Below are 15,783 nucleotides of genomic sequence, written 5' to 3'. Positions count from 1 at the left end.
GAATGCATGACCCTCATCTGCTTCATGCTCTTTTATCCAACGACTAAGCACATTCGGATTAAGCGACAAACTGCGAGCTGCTTCCGCCCGACTGTAGCCTTGATCTTTTACAAGGCTAATTGCATCAAGCTTAAATTCTTGTGAAAATTTTCTTCTAATTGTCATATCTTTTACTCCAGTTAAGTTTATTATCTCTTAACTGGTGTGTCCGAATCCATTAAACCACATCAAGTGTCATACAATCCTTGCCTGTTGAGTATGTTATACCGGATTTGATTGCAAAAAAAATCGACGGCTGTTGGCAAGTGTTCCTTAATCCAAATCTTTTACCCAATATAGACATCAATCCTTATTATGCTTCTCTTATACAGCAAACTCACAATAGTGCCGATAATCAATATTTGAAACATAACTTACAGCAGGGGCGGTGGTTTATAAGAAGCATCAAAAGCCGGCAGGATACAATATTAAAAGTGGCGCGTTGCATCATGGAGTATCAGCAAGGATTTTTAGAGCATGGCGAAGCTTCAATGAAACCGTTGATTCTTAGTCATGTTGCTTTCTCTTTGGACATGCATGAATCGACTGTTTCTCGGGCAACCTCACAAAAGTTTATTTTAACACCAAGAGGTGTCTTTGAATTAAAGTACTTTTTTTCCAGTCATGTCACCACAGTAACTGGAGATTCCTGTTCTTCTACTGTTATCTTAGCTATGATTAAAACATTAATTGCAGCGGAGAATCGTAAAAAACCACTAAGCGACAACAAAATAGCCGAGCTTTTAAGCGAGCAAGGTATTCAAGTTGCTCGCCGAACGGTTACTAAGTATCGCGAATCCATGGGCGTTTTAGCGTCTTATGAACGCAAAATGCTGTGCAGCTAGAGCGCTGTTGATCGCCTAAAAATTACAATTGGCATGCAATTTGCTTGTAAAGAAGAATCAATGAATACAGGGAGTATTTATGAAAATTCAGAGCGGGACAACGGAGTCAGGCGCAATGTTAGATGCCCTTGGCGTCGGAGAAGTTGATTCTGAAAATGCATGGTTGCAATCGCCCGACTTGTTTCTGAAGAATTTTATTGAAATCAGAAGCGAAGTCAAGTCCCCACAGTCCATAGCAGACGGTAAGGATGCAATGGCAGAGTCCCTTAAGAGCGAAGAAAATAATCTTGAAGGTTCAATGTTTCCTCCGTTGGTCGATCTTTTGTATTGCCTTCATTTTACGATGATGATTGATAACAATGACGCCTCCAACAGGATGGTGTCCGCCCCTGCTTTGGCCTATAAAGAACAGAATAATATGAGTCATTCCTCGAGGTTGACGGTAGGAGGAAATGAGCAAACTGCCAGTTTTCATAGGACGTTTCAGGCATCGGATAATGTTTTGCATAGTGAGCAAAAAGGATCTTTAAAAAGCCAATTGGCGCTCAATGAATTTGATGAACGATCCATGCCTATTGCCTCAGAAAAAACGGTGGTACCGCTGGATTTACCTAAATCAATTCGAGAAAAGAGTGATCTAAGTCTTGATATGCCAGGGGATAAATCAATAGACATTTCTCTGGATAAAACACGAATTAAAGTATTGAACGCCAACGAGTCCTCTATAAAAGAGGATTTAAAGGTTGCTGGACATGCGTCTCAGTCTCATCCAGTAAATAAAGACCAAGTTAATACGAAAGAGCAATTGTCTCTTGAATCGGCGTCTAGCGCGAAAATGAATGCTATTTATGAGCGAACAAATATCATCGAACAAACAAAAGAGGCAAGTATTACCTCAAGAAATTTATTAAAAGAACAGGATGTTGTAGATGTTTCCATGCAAAATAAGCCGGTAGAAACGACATTGACTCATTTAACAGAATTTATGAATCGGCAAAGCGCTCAAATGCAGACACAAGGTGATAAACCGATTGTCAGCCGACTGCCATTTGGGACTCATTTATCTTTTCAATTAGACGGATTGGAAAACGGTCATCACGGCAGTGGGATTAAAACAACGTATAATCTCCAACAATATAGTGCAAAAATCAATGTTTACCCGGAAGATCTCGGATTAATAACGGCAAATATTCAAATGCATGGCGGTAAAGCGGAGCTTGTACTTTCCGCGGATAATTCTCATGTTCGAGCTTTTCTGGAAGCCAATTTGCATCAATTGCGAGAAACCTTCCATGATTCGAACATTCATTTGGCTGAAGCAAGTGTCCAGCAACAGTTTTCCCAGGAGAAACATGCGTTTAATCAGCATAATCCTTCGCCTTATGATGCGCTTCCATCAGAAAAAAATCGTCAGACAATGGATTCATCAAAGGTAAAAATAAATAAAAATCAAAAGCCTACGTCGGTGATTGATACGTATGCATAAAACTTGGCGCAGTATTTGCTTGTAAAAATTACAAAGGGGAATTGGAGAAAAGGATATGAGTAGTATTTTGGGGTTAGAAGAAAAAGCCTTGAAATTATGTGAAGAACGGGCCGGGATTTTATCGCATAACATCGCCAATGTTAGTACACCAAACTATAAAGCCCGCGATTTTGATTTTCAAAAGGCTTTAAAACAAGCAACAGAGCATTCTCAGCTTATAACCACCCATAAAAATCATGTTCATACGATGAGCAATAAAAGTTCAATTGGTGGCCAGCCTTTACAATACCGAGTGCCGATGCAGGAAAAACTGGATCAAAACACCGTGGATGATGAGCTGGAAAGAAAGAATTTTATGGAGAATTCCCTCCATTATCAAGCGAATCTAAATTTTGTTCAGGGAAAATATGCGCAATTGATGAAAGCCATTAAAGGAGAATAACAATGTCCATTGGGCTGAATAGAATATTAGATACCATGGCCAGTGCCTTAAGCGCTGAAAGCATTCGGTTAAATACAACGGCAAGTAACTTGGCTAACGCCGGAAACATTGGTCGTTCTGAGGAATCAACTTATCGGGCAAAACATCCAGTTTTTGCTGAAATTAATCAAAATACCTTGGCTTCAGGATTAAAAGGAGGCCAGCCCGTGAGTGGCGTGCAAGTGACCGATATTCTCACCAGTAAAGCGCCTTTGGAATGGCGATATGAACCAGATAATCCATTAGCCGATGAAAAAGGTCGTATTTATATCACGGATGTTAACCCGATAGAAGAAATGATGAACATGATTGCCGCCTCGAAAGAGTATCAGTCAAGCATTGAGGTAATGAATACAACAAAAAGCTTATTGTTACAGACAATACAGGCCATGAATAGTTGATAGAAGAGGGATCTTATGCAAGTCAATAATAGTCTATTTGAAAATCTTGGTAATGGTCTTTCGCAGAGTGTTAAAACCCCGGGAGGCAATCAATTATCCCAGGATGATTTCATCAAACTGCTGTTAACACAACTCAAACTGCAAAGTCCAACCAATCCATTCGATAGCAATACGATGATGCAGCAAATTTCACAGCTGACGACACTTAGCGCCACTCATGAACTTGAACAGACGATAAAAAATTTGAATACAAATATGGGAACGTCGCAAGTACTTGAAGCCTCTCATATTGTTGGCAAAAAAGTGCAAGTACTTAAAGACACGAGTCCATTGATTGCTGGTGAGGGATTAAAAGGATCTGTCGTTCTTCCTGACGACGTGGATGGTTTGACAGTGACCATCAAGGATGCTGCTGGCAAGACGATAAAAACGATCGAGCTTGGGGCTTCATCCGCGGGTGTTGTTGATTTTGCTTGGGATGGCCTTGATGCGGAAGGTAAGCCTCAATCGCCAGGCTTTTATACTTTATCGGCGAATGCTTCCATTCGTGGAGAAACCGTATCTGTACCAACAGCCGGCACATTTACGGTAAACAGTGTTGCCCTTGATAGGAATGGCAAGGGGGTTATTTTAAATTTGGAAGGAATCGGTGGAATTGGAATTGGAGAGGTCATTAAAATTTTGTCGTGAACGGATGACAGAAATTTAACGGCACTAAGAACCTGTCTTCATAGTCTAACTAGGTATGGCTAAAAGCTTAGCGACTCTGAAGGCAGGTTCTAAATGTTTCAGCAAACAAGGAGACACGCCATGGGAGTTGGAAATATCGTACAAACAGGCCTTAAGGCCGCGATGACTAATATCGAAACCATAAGTAATAATATTGCCAATGCTAATACGGTCGGATTTAAAAAATCCCATGTTAATTTTGCGGATATTTATATGGGGGGCGCGCTTAGCGGCAAGCAATCCGGTTTGGGCGTAAAAACAAGCTCAATCCAGCAGGACTTTTCAACGGGGCGAATTGAGTTGACGGATCGTGGTTTGGATTTAAGTCTCAGTAATGATGGATTTTTTGTGCAAAAAGAAAAAGGACATGGTCAGATCAGTTATACGCGGGTAGGTCAGCTTGATGTTGATAAAGAGGGATTTCTTGTCGGGGTGGGAGGGTATTTGCAAGGATATCCTGCAGTAGATGGCCGAGTCATTGCTTCTGGAAGCCTTATTGATATGCGTATCCCGGATAAGTCTATTCCTGCGCAAGCGACATCATCCGTTGGCTTAAAACTGAATCTTGATGCAAGTGCTTCTGTTCTTGACCCGGATGATTTTGATATTGATGATGCAACAACCTATACCTATCGCACCGATTCAACGTTTTATGACAGTTTGGGAACGTCTCATGCTTTATCGCTGTTTCTTATTAAATCCGATGATAATGAGTGGACAGCAAAAATAACCATGGATAATGCAGCGCTTGGTGATGGCACTCTTGAATTCACAGGGGATGGTCTACTCAATAATGCTACTGGTTTTGATGCTTTAAGCTGGAATCCTGGTGGTGGCGCAGGAGGCGCGTCAATTCCACAAGCGTTTTCTATGAATTTCACAGGCACGACCCAATTTGCAGGCGATAATACTTTATATGATAACACCCAGGATGGATTTCCTGCAGGGGTGCCAACCGGATTTAACCTCGATGGCGATGGTCGACTCAATGTTTATTACAGTAATGGGCGTTCTCAAATTGAAGGGCAAATTGCTGTAGCGCGGTTTAAAGCACCTCAGGGATTGGTAAGAACAGCAAACATGGCTTGGCTTGCAACGCTTGAGTCTGGAGATCCTTTGCTTAGTATGGAAAACAGTGATGGCGCTATTCATTCAGGGACATTGGAGTTGTCAAACGTTGATTTGACGGAAGAGTTGGTAAGTCTTATTGGTGCCCAGCATGATTTTCAGGCGAATGCCCAAGCTCAGCAAACTTATAATCAGATTTTGCAAACCATTGAAAAATTGTAGGCGTTATTGATATTGCAAAAAAAATCCCCTGCCCCCTTTACCGGGAGATGGATGAAACCACGCTATTTTGCCCTTTTTTAAAGGGGGCCAGCGAGCTTTAAGCGAGTCGGGGATTTTTAAAAGTAGCTATTTAATTTAACGGTTCTCTAATGGAGTCCAATATGGTTAATCATGCGTTATACGTTGATCTCGCCGGAACTAAACAAGCCATGCGTTCGATGCGTATGACCGTCAATAATCTTGCCAATACCAATACCATCGGTTTTCAGGCTGATTATGAAACGCAAATTCCTGTTCCGACTAGCACCAAAGATAAAATGCAAACACGTGTTCATGTAGCCAGTAACCAGAGTTATTCGGATTTTACTCAAGGGCCAATTATTGCAACAGGCAGAGCGTTGGATATAGCTATTGATGGGCCGGGATTCATTGCCGTGCAGACTAAGGACGGTGAAGAAGCCTACACTCGCGCAGGTAATCTGCAAATTACGCCGGATGGTATTGTCGTCACGAGTAAAGGTGATTTGGTGTTAAGTTCGCGAGGAGTTATTAACGTGCCACGAGGCAGTCGTGTCACCATTAGTGAACGTGCAGAGGTTTCCGCCAAGTTGCCGGAAGAGGCCGAAAATCAAGTGCTTCAGCTTGGCCAGCTCAAGCTTGTCAAACTGCCAATTGATCAAATCTATAAAGGGCCGGATGGTTTGTTCCGTTTAAAAGAGGATGCCAATGTTGATTTGACTTCCCAAGATCCAATTAATGTGATTCCCAGGTCGCTTGAAGGCAGCAATGTCAATCCAGTACGTGCCTTAACGGAATTGATAGATATTTCAAGAAACTTTGAAATGCACACAAAATTAATGAAAACCGTAGAAGAAAACGCAACGGTTGCTAACCAATTATTAAATATATCCAAATAACGAGGAGAGTCGCACCATGGACGTTGCATTATGGACAGCTAAATCAGGTTTGGAAGCACACCATCAAAACATTGCCATCATCAGTAACAATTTGGCGAATGCTAACACGGCGGGCTTTAAAAAGAATCGTCCTGAATTTCAGGATTTACCCTATCAAATCATTCAACAATCGGGCGCGCCGGTGACCGAAGAAATCAATTCGCCAGACGGGCTTGCATTGGGTACGGGTGTTAAGTTGGCTGCTAACAAGAAAGACTTTTCTGACGGGTCACCGATTCAAACAGACAGTGCGCTTGATATTTCCATTAATGGTCGTGGATTTATACGGGTGCAAATACCTAATCAAGCCGAAATGGCTTATACTCGCACCGGTTCACTAAGAATCAATGAACAAGGACAATTGTCACTGTCTAATGGGTATCTCATAGAACCGACCATTGTTATTCCAGAAAATACGCAAAGAATCAATATAAGTCAGGATGGAATCGTCTCAGTGATTGGTGCCAATAATATTCCTGAAGAAGTTGGTCGCCTTGAGTTGGTTGATTTTATTAATCAGGCTGGATTACAAGCGATTGGTAATAATATTTATAAAGAAACCATTGCCAGTGGTCAGCCTATCATTGGAACGCCAGCGATTGACGGATTTGGTTCCATACAGCAAGGCGTTTTGGAGTCGTCCAATGTCAATGTTGTTGAAGAAATGGTTAATTTGATCGAAGCGCAGCGTGCTTTTGAGGTTACTTCAAAGGCGGTGTCTGCTATTGACAATATGTTGCAAAATTTAAATAGGGAAGTGTAAATGCCCCAATTGGCTCGGCCTTGTTTCACCATAAGGACTTTGCAAAAGAGTTGTAAGGGAATCTGTGATGTCATTTAAAAGCAGATCATTCCCTGGACAAGAGAAAATAAAGTACATTTTTGCGCTTTCTTCCTTGTTTTTAGCAGGGTGTGAGCCTTTGTTTATAGCAGATGTGCCGACTCCGGCGGCCTTGCCGGTTGATGTTCGGCCACCGCCTAAAAAGCAAGGAACCATCTATCAACAAGGGTTTGAAGTGCAGCTTTATGAGGATAAAGTGGCTCATCGTGTCGGGGATGTATTAACAATCCGTTTGGAAGAAACCACCCGAGGGGAATCGCGTGGAAAAACAAGAACGGACAAACGAGCTACCCTCGATTACCCTATCCCGACTTTTTTTGGCAAAGTCATGCCATTTCTTGAAGTTCAAACCGACACACAACAAAGATTTGATGGCAGAGGAGACAGTGATCAAAGCAATAAATTATCCGGGACGATTTCTGTAACCGTCATGCAGGTGTTGCCAAACTACAGTATGGTTGTGCAAGGAGAGTCGTGGGTGACCATTAATCAGAGCCGAGAACTTATCCAGTTAACGGGTATTGTCCGACCTGAGGATATACTACCTAATAACATCGTCTCCTCACAACGTGTTGCTGCGGCGCAAATTAAATACATTTCCAGAGGTCAGGCCGGGTATGCTAGGCGCGGAGGGCTCTTAACGCAATTGTTTAATCGGTATGCACCTTATTAAAGATTAGGCTAAGATTTAATAAGACTAGGGGGCTTTAGGTGGTCGACTGAAAAGGAGCTACAATGGGTTCACTCATAGACATAGGAATAGGCAGCTTGTTGGCTGTGCAAAAAGCACTGGCGGTCACCAGTCAAAATATTGCGAATGCAAATACCCCATTTTACAGTCGAAGAACAGCAGATTTCTCGGAAGCTTTTTATGGCTTATATGGGAATGGAGCAAGATTGACGGAGGTTCGTCGTGTGTATGACGCCATGGCGAATCAGAATTTGCATAAGAGCAGCAGTCAGTTTGCCAAATCGGCTATTTATTTGCAGTCACTTGAAGGTCTTGAATTTTTACTGGATGATAAAAACAGTGGCATTGCAAGTTCTATTAATGAATCGCTCAATGCCTTAAATGCGCTTATTTCGCAGCCGGCGTCGGTGGATTCCAGGAATGCTTATTTATATCAAATAAAAAATCTTGCGACCCGAATTAATAATGCGAATACGAATCTCAATCGTGAACAAAGCAATATTAATCAATTATTACAAGAAGATGTTGTTGCCGTTAACAGTGTTTTACAAAAAATTGCCAAATTGAATGAACAGGTGGCCAATTCATCCGCACAAGAGCGCCTGTCATTGCTCGACCAGCGTGACAAAGTCGTTAACGAATTATCAAACTATATTAATTTTGAGACGTCTACCGATGCCAATAGTGGCAGTTTAACCATTCAATTAAAGAATGGTCTTCCTTTGGTTTTTGGAAATAAGGCAGAAACATTGATTGTGTATCCATCGTCCGAGATACCGAATCATTTTGAAATTGGTATAGCCTCAGCACAATCAAACATCTCACTGACTCACTTACTGCAAGGGGGAGAAATCGGTGGGCTCCTCTCCTATCAATCAGCGGCTGTGGATGAGGCAAAAAATGCTTTAGGGCGTCTTGCCTTGGTGCTTGCCCAAAAAATTAACGCCCAGAATCATTTGGGCCTCGATGCAAACGGCAATCTGGGGCAAGATCTATTTAAAGATATTAACTCTCTACAGGCCATAACAAATCGGGTGATGGCCCATTCTACCAATGAAGGAGAAGGTAATATCGCCGTTATCATTGAAGATGCAGGTCAATTGACCACCAGTGATTACCTGCTTGAATTTGACAGTCCAACCGAATATCGGTTGATTCGTAAATCAGACATGCAAGTCGTTGCAACCGGTGAGATTGATGATGATCCTTATTTTATAGATGTCGATGGATTTTCCATCAAAATCGAAAATGATGATTTTGATGCCGGAGATAAATTTACCATCGCTCCAACCCGTGGAGCTGCTGGTGATTTTCAGGTCAGCATGACGGATTCGAGTCATTTGGCATTGGCGTTACCTATTATTGCTGAGTCGTCGCCACAGAATGCAGGGAATGCGATTATCAGCGCAATAGAAATAATCGACACGAATACAGCAGCATTTGCAGTTGCAAAACAATTGAGTCCACCGATTCGTATTGAGTTTTTATCAGCCGATAAATATCGATTGGTTAATGCAGATGATGACAGCATCATTGAAGACGATCTTGATTATGATCCAAATGGTACAGAGATAGTTCCTGATCCTGGCTATCGCATTCGTATCAGTGGTACGGTACAGGCAGGGGATGAATTTAATATCGATTATAATGTGCACAGTTCCGGAGATAATCGCAATGGTCTTTTACTAGCCAATTTATACAATACTGGGGTAGTGGAGCATGGATCGTTAAATTTTAATCAGGCATTTCATACGTTAAGCGGCGATGTGGCTTCCAAAACGTATTCTGCAACCCTGACGCATGAAAGCAACGAAATCATAAAAAATCAGGCAGAAGCGAGGCGTGATCAGGTGTCTGCAGTGAGTCTTGAAGAAGAAACCATGAATCTTGCAAGACTTCAACAAGCTTATCAGGCAAACGCGCAAATTATCGAAGCGGTAAAACGAATATTTGACACCGTTATTGGTTTGGCAAGGAGCTAACGATGCGTCTACCGACTGTTGGTCAATTTAAGTTTCAAATGAATGCAATGGCACAACAATTTAATCAGATACAAGCATTGCAATTGCAGGCGACAAATGGGAAAAAAATTCAACGTGCCTCTGATGACCCCTCGCTGGCCAATCGGATTCGAGCGGTCGAAGAGCACTTGCAACAGCAGAAATCGTTTGAATTAAACAATGCTTTGGCAGAAAGCCAAACGCAATTGGCTTTTTCTCATTTGCAGGAGGGAGTCAATCTCGTCGGCCAGATACAGCAGCTGATGCAACGTGCGCGCAGTGACGTAACGAGCGAAGAGGATAAAAAAAATATTGCGGAGCAATTAAGAGGGCATTTAAACAGCTTGCTGATGATTGCCAATGCTCAGGATGGTAATCGTGATTATATTTTTTCAGGTCTTAATACAAAGACACCTGCTTATCAATTAGGTGCATCCGGTTTTGAATATCAGGGAAGCCAGGAAGCATTCATGATTCCCATCGGTGGCGATCAGGCTATCACTTATCATGATTCAGGTTATCTTGTTTTTGGGGATATTTTTCTAGGAAATGGGACGTTTTCAGTCAGTGCAGATGTTATAAATAATACGGGTACAGGCGTTATTAGCTCAGGCCAGGCTTTAACCAATTATATTCCTGATGAATACACCATCACCTTTATTGTAAATGACAGTGGAAAACTGGCTTATAAAGTGACAGGCCAGGAATCTGGCCAGGTTATTCCTGTTCCGCCTGATGAGGCGCCGGTTTATCAGCCTGGAGCGGTGATTCAATTTAATGGAGTTAGCCTCGAGGTAAGTGGGCAGCCCCATGCTGGGGACACATTTAATGTTAAACCCAGCAGCAGACAAAATGTATTTAATACCTTGCAAGCGATAATCGATACTTTAGAATCGCCTGTAAATACTCCCAAGGAAAAGGCTGACTTTCATCAGGCAATGAATGAACATGCTTCTTCCATGCAACAAATATTCAATCATTTGCAGTTAAGGCTAAATGAATTGGGTAATCGTGCCAAAACCATCGATGATCAAAAGCTATTTACTGAAAATGTTGTTACGGAACAAAAAATTCTTTTGGGTAAATTGTCAGATGCGGATATGGCGCAGGTGATTGCCGATTTGTCACAAAAATTAGCTGCTATCCAAGTGACTCAGCAAAGTTATTTGAGAATTCAGGAAACATTTTTTGCTTTGTTGAATCGCTGGAATAGTTAACTGGCATGAAAATTGCTTGGATAGACTTAAAGAGTTAAGTGAGTTTTGATTCCTGGATATCGCTTCGCGCTATCCAGGCTGTAAGGTTATTAGGTTAGGAAATTGATTAATCTGGAATTTCAATGGCGTTAGAGCTTATTAAAACAATAAAAAATGGCACTTCGCTCCAGTTTATTCCATGGTTGAATAAGGTTTTTATTGTTTTATTTATGGTTGTCTTAATCGCCGTAAATAGTCAGGCAGCACGTATTAAAGACATTACGACACTGGCTGGTGTGCGAGAAAACCAACTGGTTGGCTATGGTTTGGTGGTTGGGCTTGATGGAACGGGCGATCGTACAGCGCAGGCTCCCTTCACCGATCAAACGTTCCGTAATATGCTGCTGCAATTTGGCATTCGCTTGCCTGCCGGCAAAAATGTTCAGCTTAGAAATGTTGCCGCAGTCAGTGTCAGTGCTATGTTGCCCCCTTTTGCCCGTATCGGACAAAAGATCGATGTCACCATTTCTTCTTTGGGGAATGCGCCGAGTTTACGGGGAGGGACTTTGCTGATGGTACCGTTGCGGGGTGCAGACAATCAGGTTTATGCCATGGCCCAGGGGAATGTTGTTGTCTCAGGGTTTGGTGCGCGCGGTGCTGATGGCTCTAAGGTAACGGTTAATGTCACGGCATCGGGCCGTATTGCCAATGGCGCGACGGTTGAAAAAACGATTGAGTCTCCTTATGTTCACAACGGTGTCATTGTATTTGAGCTTAATAATCCGGATTTCACAACCGCCCGGCGGATTGCAGAAACCATTAATAGAGAGTTGGGGTACAAAGCGGCGCAGCCACTGGATGCAGGTGCTGTTGCAGTGCAGGCAGGAAGCAATTACAGCACCTCAAAGGGAAATTATCTGAAGCGCAATAGTTACGTCAGCTTTATTTCAGATCTTGAGAATCTAAAAGTTATGCCTGGTGAGTCTGCTGCCCGTGTGGTGGTAAATTCTCGTTCCGGAACCATCGTGGTAGGACAAGATGTAACAATTTCACCCATTGCCATTTCTCATGGCAATTTATCCATTTCTGTATCGGAAACGCCGTTTGTGAGTCAGCCCGGACCTTTTTCTGATGGACGAACGGTGCAAGGTAAGGATTCTGATGTCAAAATTGATCAGCAAAAAGGGCGCGCTTTTGTCTTTGCCCCTGGGCCATCACTCAAAGAAATTGTCAACGCCCTCAATAAAGTGGGTGTGGCTCCTGGGGATCTGATTTCCATTTTAGAAGCCATTAAGCAGGCGGGAGCATTGCATGCTGATTTAGAAGTCATATAAGGATATCGTATGCAGGATAATATTAAATTAAATGACCCAGGGTTATACACGAATATTCAAGGCTTGGAAGCACTGCGGCACAAGTACAAAAACAATCCGGATATGGCGCAAAAAGAAGTCGCTGAGCAATTTGAGTCTCTTTTGTTGCAAATGCTGATTAAAAGCATGCGTGATAGCAATAAGGAGTTTGCCAGCGGCCTTATGTCGAGTGAGGAAGGGTCTTTTTATGAGGATTTATTTGATAAACAACTTGCTTTAGTCATGTCTAAATCAGGCATTGGGTTGGCGAAAAATATTGAAAATTATCTGAGTAAAACACAAGGAAGTACTCAAATTAAAACTGAGGAAGAAGAAAATCTGCAAAAAGTGATTCCCAAGCCATTCCGGCAAATGATGCAGAACAGTCAAACGACTGAATTAACGCCAGTGAAGTCTCAATTCGACAGTGCGGTTGATTTTATTAAATCCCTTTGGTCGGATGCCAAGGCTGCGGCCCAGTTGCTTAATTCCGATCCCAGATTTCTTCTGGCTCAGGCTGCATTAGAAACCAATTGGGGTAAAAATATCCTTGCTCATAAGAATGGACGTACGACGCATAATTTGTTTAATATTAAGGCTGATAAGAGTTGGCAGGATAACATGACGTCCTTAGAGACCATTGAACAGCAAGATGGGGTTCTCGTAAAAGAAACATCAAAATTTCGGGCTTATGATTCATTTCGCGAGAGTTTTCTCGACTATGTTAATTTTTTAAAGCACAATGAGCGATATAGAGATGCCTTAAAAGTAGCCTCGAACCCTGAGCAATTTGCTCAATCATTGCAAAATGCTCATTACGCGACTGATGAACGATACGCTGAAAAAATCATGGAGATTTTTGCGAGCAAGAAATTTAATCAGTTAATTGAGCAATTAGGTGTTATGAAGTATGTCTAATGGTAGCCTGGTTAACGCCTGCGTTAACCAGGTATAAGTGCCTAGGGTTTCCCGGATATCGCTTCGCGTTATCTAGGCTACCGGGTTAAGAAGCAAAGGGTAAACAATCAGATTTAAGTTTTGTTTTATTTCCCCGATATACCTATAGGTGGCGCTGGTTTGAGTTGGATGGAGGGCAAGATGACTACGATAGACAACAACAACCCCATCGGGTTTCCACAAAGAACAAATGAAGTAACGCCAGCCGTTACCAAGAATGGCCTATCTCAGTCGGCAAAAAACAAAGCAGAGGTCAATCAACTTGCCTACTTGATTCAATTGGTCAAGAATGCTCCTGAAGAGATTGATTCAGAAAAGCAAATCAGCCAGCTTAAACATGAAATAGCCGCTAATGCCTACAGAATTGATTTTGATCAATTAGCGCAACATATTATAAATGATTTTTAGGGTGTAGGGTTATTTATCTGGGGAGTAAGCAAATACGATGACTCATGAGACGCTGTTATCCATATTAAATGAATTCATCCACAACATTCGTAAAATGAGTGATTTGCTGCGCAAGGATCAAGAGTATTTTACCCAGAATCGCCTGGATTTACTCGAAGAAAATGCCATACACAAAATAGCAACCACACAGCGTTTAAATGAATTAATGCATGCTCTTGACCGTATTCCGGATTTGTCGGCCGATAAAGGCGATGTTTTTGGCAGGATTACAGACTTTGCTAAGCGTCATAAAAAACAAGAGATAACTGCAGCCTTGTCGACGTTACAGCAGGAATTTTCACAGTGTAATGAACTGATGACCGTCAATCATAACATCATCAATAATAATCTGAGTTATCTCAAGGACATTTTAGCGTCTCTCACACAACATAAAATCCATGCCGATCCGGTTTATGACCGTTCCGGGCAATTGGCAAAAGAGTAATCGCTTGTTAATTCATAAGGATTGCTCCTAATTTCTTGCATATCATCATGCCGCACAGGGTTTCCCGGACATTGCTTCGTGTTATTCAGGCTACCGAATTACCGATCCGGTGACTGAACATCATCGAGCATAAAATAAATTTAAGTTGCATCTTAAATCCCCGATAGATGAAGTGAATGCCTAGAATAAGGAGAAAACCATGGCACTCTCAATTAATACTAATATGGCTTCATTAACGGCACAACGTTATATGAACCAGACGCAGGACAAAATGTCTGCAACCATTAACCGCTTGTCAACGGGGATTCGTATTTTAAGTTCGAAAGATGATGCGGCCGGACTTGCCATCGCTGCGGGACTGGAAACTAAAGTTAACAGTTATAAACAGGGCGTTCGTAATGGTAACGACGGTATTTCCCTGTTGCAGACCGCTGAAACAGCGTTGAATGCCACCCTTGGTTCATTGCAGCGCATGAGTCAGCTCGCTTCTCAGGCAGCATCTGGAACGTATTCTGCCAGTGACCGTGATAATTTAAATAATGAGTTTGTTGCCCTTTTGGCAGAATTGGATAATGTGGCTAATACAACGGAGTTTAATGGAGTCGCCTTGTTGAATGTCGCTAATCAGGCTGATGCCGTGAATCCTACCGTTGTTACTGCTGCAACGAACATTCTCAATGATTTGTATGCTTCCTTGGCACAGGCGGCTACGGCTGCAGGTGACGGTAATGCTGGTCAAGATGCCAGGGACGCTGTTGCCGCGCAGTTGGCTTTGTATACGGATGGTGGTGGTAATGAAACTGCTGCATTGACAGCGCTTGTGACCAACGAAACCTCCGGTGTTACGGGAATGACTGCTGAATTACAAGCCGGTATTACCGGGGCGCTGGTTGCGCTGATTGAGGGGATTGGTGGTGATGTTGCAGGCGGTGCTGGTGCCGATGCAGCAGGTGTTGTTACCGATCTTGATACTGCTCTGGAAACGGCCTTGACGAATCTTGCCGATGATGAATGGGCTGAGTGGGCTAACTGGGCAGCCTGGGGTGGTGTCGCAGGCGAGCATTTGGACCCCAATTCAGGAGATCCGCAAACCATTAGTATTTATCTTGGAACCAGTGCGCCTGTGTCTTTGAGTCTCGTTGATGCGCGTGCAGCAACGCTTCTTGGCGCTGGGGCAGGCGCGATGAATATTTTAACCGACACGGATGCAAATGATGCATTGGACAGCATTGCAGATGCCATCACCTCGGTGACGAAAACCTTGTCCAGACTGGGGGCGGATAATTCCAAACTGGAAGCAGCAGTCAATCGTAATCTGAGTGATATTACCCAGCTTGAAGCGTCTCGCTCTCGTATCGTCGATACGGATTATGCGGAAGAAAGTGCGAATTTGGCCAAATACCAAATCTTGCAACAAGCGGGTGCATCGATGTTAGCACGTGCGAATACTCAACCGCAGCTCATTTTGCAACTGTTACAACAATAAAAACAAGACGGTAGCCTGGATAGTGTTTTACACTATCCAGGGTTTTATAACATTTATCAACTTGGTGGTAGCCAGGTTATTCACTAAACTGGTTTGTGTCTCGTGAAAAAAGTATTTTGTGAGGGATGAAAGGAGATTTGT

At 42.6% G+C, this 15,783-nt stretch carries 17 protein-coding genes; 16 read left to right on the top strand and 1 reads right to left on the bottom strand.

The genetic code is table 11. The features are described from left to right. Positions 1-165 (bottom strand): transposase (locus E1O52_RS11695; RefSeq protein WP_133126957.1); only part of this gene is annotated, 165 nt, incomplete at its 3' end. Between the two features lie 80 nt (positions 166-245). On the opposite strand from E1O52_RS11695, the gene E1O52_RS11690 reads away from it, so the two are divergent. The 16 genes from E1O52_RS11690 (at position 246) to E1O52_RS11615 (ending at position 15,642) form a co-directional block, all read left to right on the top strand. Further along, positions 246-884, top strand: coding sequence for an RNA polymerase factor sigma-54 (locus E1O52_RS11690; protein WP_242602241.1), 639 nt, complete (start codon positions 246-248; stop codon positions 882-884). A gap of 79 nt (positions 885-963) precedes the next feature. Next, positions 964-2,370, top strand: coding sequence for a flagellar hook-length control protein FliK (locus tag E1O52_RS11685; protein ID WP_133128892.1), 1,407 nt, complete (start codon positions 964-966; stop codon positions 2,368-2,370). 55 nt (positions 2,371-2,425) lie between these two features. Further along, the gene (gene flgB / locus E1O52_RS11680) at positions 2,426-2,812 is read left to right on the top strand and encodes a flagellar basal body rod protein FlgB (protein WP_133128891.1); all 387 of its coding nucleotides are present in this window, start codon (positions 2,426-2,428) and stop codon (positions 2,810-2,812) included. Positions 2,813-2,814: 2 nt separating this feature from the next. After that, positions 2,815-3,252 (top strand): flagellar basal body rod protein FlgC, encoded by a 438-nt coding sequence (gene flgC, locus E1O52_RS11675; RefSeq protein ID WP_133128890.1) that lies wholly within the window; start codon positions 2,815-2,817, stop codon positions 3,250-3,252. Between the two features lie 15 nt (positions 3,253-3,267). Beyond that, positions 3,268-3,942: a FlgD immunoglobulin-like domain containing protein gene (locus E1O52_RS11670; protein WP_133128889.1), complete on the top strand. Its 675-nt coding sequence runs from the start codon at positions 3,268-3,270 to the stop codon at positions 3,940-3,942. Positions 3,943-4,062: 120 nt separating this feature from the next. Further along, positions 4,063-5,271, top strand: a complete 1,209-nt coding sequence (locus tag E1O52_RS11665; protein WP_165474814.1) for a flagellar hook protein FlgE — start codon at positions 4,063-4,065, stop codon at positions 5,269-5,271. Between the two features lie 161 nt (positions 5,272-5,432). Further along, complete coding sequence (locus tag E1O52_RS11660; RefSeq protein WP_165474812.1) at positions 5,433-6,188, top strand: flagellar basal body rod protein FlgF; 756 nt, start codon at positions 5,433-5,435, stop codon at positions 6,186-6,188. Between the two features lie 16 nt (positions 6,189-6,204). Beyond that, the gene (flgG, locus tag E1O52_RS11655) at positions 6,205-6,990 is read left to right on the top strand and encodes a flagellar basal-body rod protein FlgG (RefSeq protein WP_133128886.1); all 786 of its coding nucleotides are present in this window, start codon (positions 6,205-6,207) and stop codon (positions 6,988-6,990) included. A gap of 67 nt (positions 6,991-7,057) precedes the next feature. Next, entirely contained in the window at positions 7,058-7,741 is a 684-nt protein-coding gene (locus E1O52_RS11650) for a flagellar basal body L-ring protein FlgH (RefSeq protein ID WP_133128885.1), read from the top strand. 62 nt (positions 7,742-7,803) lie between these two features. Continuing rightward, entirely contained in the window at positions 7,804-9,741 is a 1,938-nt protein-coding gene (gene flgK, locus E1O52_RS11645) for a flagellar hook-associated protein FlgK (protein ID WP_133128884.1), read from the top strand. Positions 9,742-9,743: 2 nt separating this feature from the next. Next, a complete protein-coding gene (gene flgL, locus E1O52_RS11640; RefSeq protein WP_133128883.1) occupies positions 9,744-10,976 on the top strand; it encodes a flagellar hook-associated protein FlgL in 1,233 nt (410 codons plus the stop codon). Positions 10,977-11,158: 182 nt separating this feature from the next. Continuing rightward, the gene (locus tag E1O52_RS11635) at positions 11,159-12,289 is read left to right on the top strand and encodes a flagellar basal body P-ring protein FlgI (protein ID WP_423202736.1); all 1,131 of its coding nucleotides are present in this window, start codon (positions 11,159-11,161) and stop codon (positions 12,287-12,289) included. Between the two features lie 9 nt (positions 12,290-12,298). Beyond that, complete coding sequence (gene flgJ / locus E1O52_RS11630; protein WP_133128881.1) at positions 12,299-13,225, top strand: flagellar assembly peptidoglycan hydrolase FlgJ; 927 nt, start codon at positions 12,299-12,301, stop codon at positions 13,223-13,225. 180 nt (positions 13,226-13,405) lie between these two features. Next, on the top strand, positions 13,406-13,672 hold the full coding sequence (locus E1O52_RS11625; RefSeq protein ID WP_165474811.1) for a flagellar biosynthesis anti-sigma factor FlgM: 267 nt from the start codon (positions 13,406-13,408) through the stop codon (positions 13,670-13,672). A 37-nt stretch (positions 13,673-13,709) separates the two neighbouring features. Next, positions 13,710-14,156: a flagellar export chaperone FlgN gene (flgN, locus tag E1O52_RS11620; RefSeq protein WP_133128879.1), complete on the top strand. Its 447-nt coding sequence runs from the start codon at positions 13,710-13,712 to the stop codon at positions 14,154-14,156. A gap of 199 nt (positions 14,157-14,355) precedes the next feature. Continuing rightward, positions 14,356-15,642: a flagellin N-terminal helical domain-containing protein gene (locus E1O52_RS11615; RefSeq protein ID WP_133128878.1), complete on the top strand. Its 1,287-nt coding sequence runs from the start codon at positions 14,356-14,358 to the stop codon at positions 15,640-15,642. Positions 15,643-15,783 lie beyond the last annotated feature (141 nt).

This window comes from Legionella nagasakiensis (genome assembly GCF_900639915.1).
Taxonomy (GTDB): Bacteria; Pseudomonadota; Gammaproteobacteria; order Legionellales; family Legionellaceae; genus Legionella_A; species Legionella_A nagasakiensis.
This window is presented reverse-complemented; position numbering and strand designations above follow the sequence as displayed.

What these genes read in the sequence shown, in the direction of transcription:
- flgJ (WP_133128881.1), top strand. Translation starts at nt 12,299, where the DNA reads ATGCAGGATAATATTAAATTAAATGACCCAGGGTTATACACGAATATT.
- flgB (WP_133128891.1), top strand. Translation starts at nt 2,426, where the DNA reads ATGAGTAGTATTTTGGGGTTAGAAGAAAAAGCCTTGAAATTATGTGAA.
- E1O52_RS11665 (WP_165474814.1), top strand. Translation starts at nt 4,063, where the DNA reads ATGGGAGTTGGAAATATCGTACAAACAGGCCTTAAGGCCGCGATGACT.
- flgK (WP_133128884.1), top strand. Translation starts at nt 7,804, where the DNA reads ATGGGTTCACTCATAGACATAGGAATAGGCAGCTTGTTGGCTGTGCAA.
- E1O52_RS11670 (WP_133128889.1), top strand. Translation starts at nt 3,268, where the DNA reads ATGCAAGTCAATAATAGTCTATTTGAAAATCTTGGTAATGGTCTTTCG.
- E1O52_RS11685 (WP_133128892.1), top strand. Translation starts at nt 964, where the DNA reads ATGAAAATTCAGAGCGGGACAACGGAGTCAGGCGCAATGTTAGATGCC.
- flgL (WP_133128883.1), top strand. Translation starts at nt 9,744, where the DNA reads ATGCGTCTACCGACTGTTGGTCAATTTAAGTTTCAAATGAATGCAATG.
- E1O52_RS11650 (WP_133128885.1), top strand. Translation starts at nt 7,058, where the DNA reads ATGTCATTTAAAAGCAGATCATTCCCTGGACAAGAGAAAATAAAGTAC.
- flgC (WP_133128890.1), top strand. Translation starts at nt 2,815, where the DNA reads ATGTCCATTGGGCTGAATAGAATATTAGATACCATGGCCAGTGCCTTA.
- E1O52_RS11615 (WP_133128878.1), top strand. Translation starts at nt 14,356, where the DNA reads ATGGCACTCTCAATTAATACTAATATGGCTTCATTAACGGCACAACGT.
- E1O52_RS11625 (WP_165474811.1), top strand. Translation starts at nt 13,406, where the DNA reads ATGACTACGATAGACAACAACAACCCCATCGGGTTTCCACAAAGAACA.
- flgN (WP_133128879.1), top strand. Translation starts at nt 13,710, where the DNA reads ATGACTCATGAGACGCTGTTATCCATATTAAATGAATTCATCCACAAC.
- E1O52_RS11660 (WP_165474812.1), top strand. Translation starts at nt 5,433, where the DNA reads ATGGTTAATCATGCGTTATACGTTGATCTCGCCGGAACTAAACAAGCC.
- flgG (WP_133128886.1), top strand. Translation starts at nt 6,205, where the DNA reads ATGGACGTTGCATTATGGACAGCTAAATCAGGTTTGGAAGCACACCAT.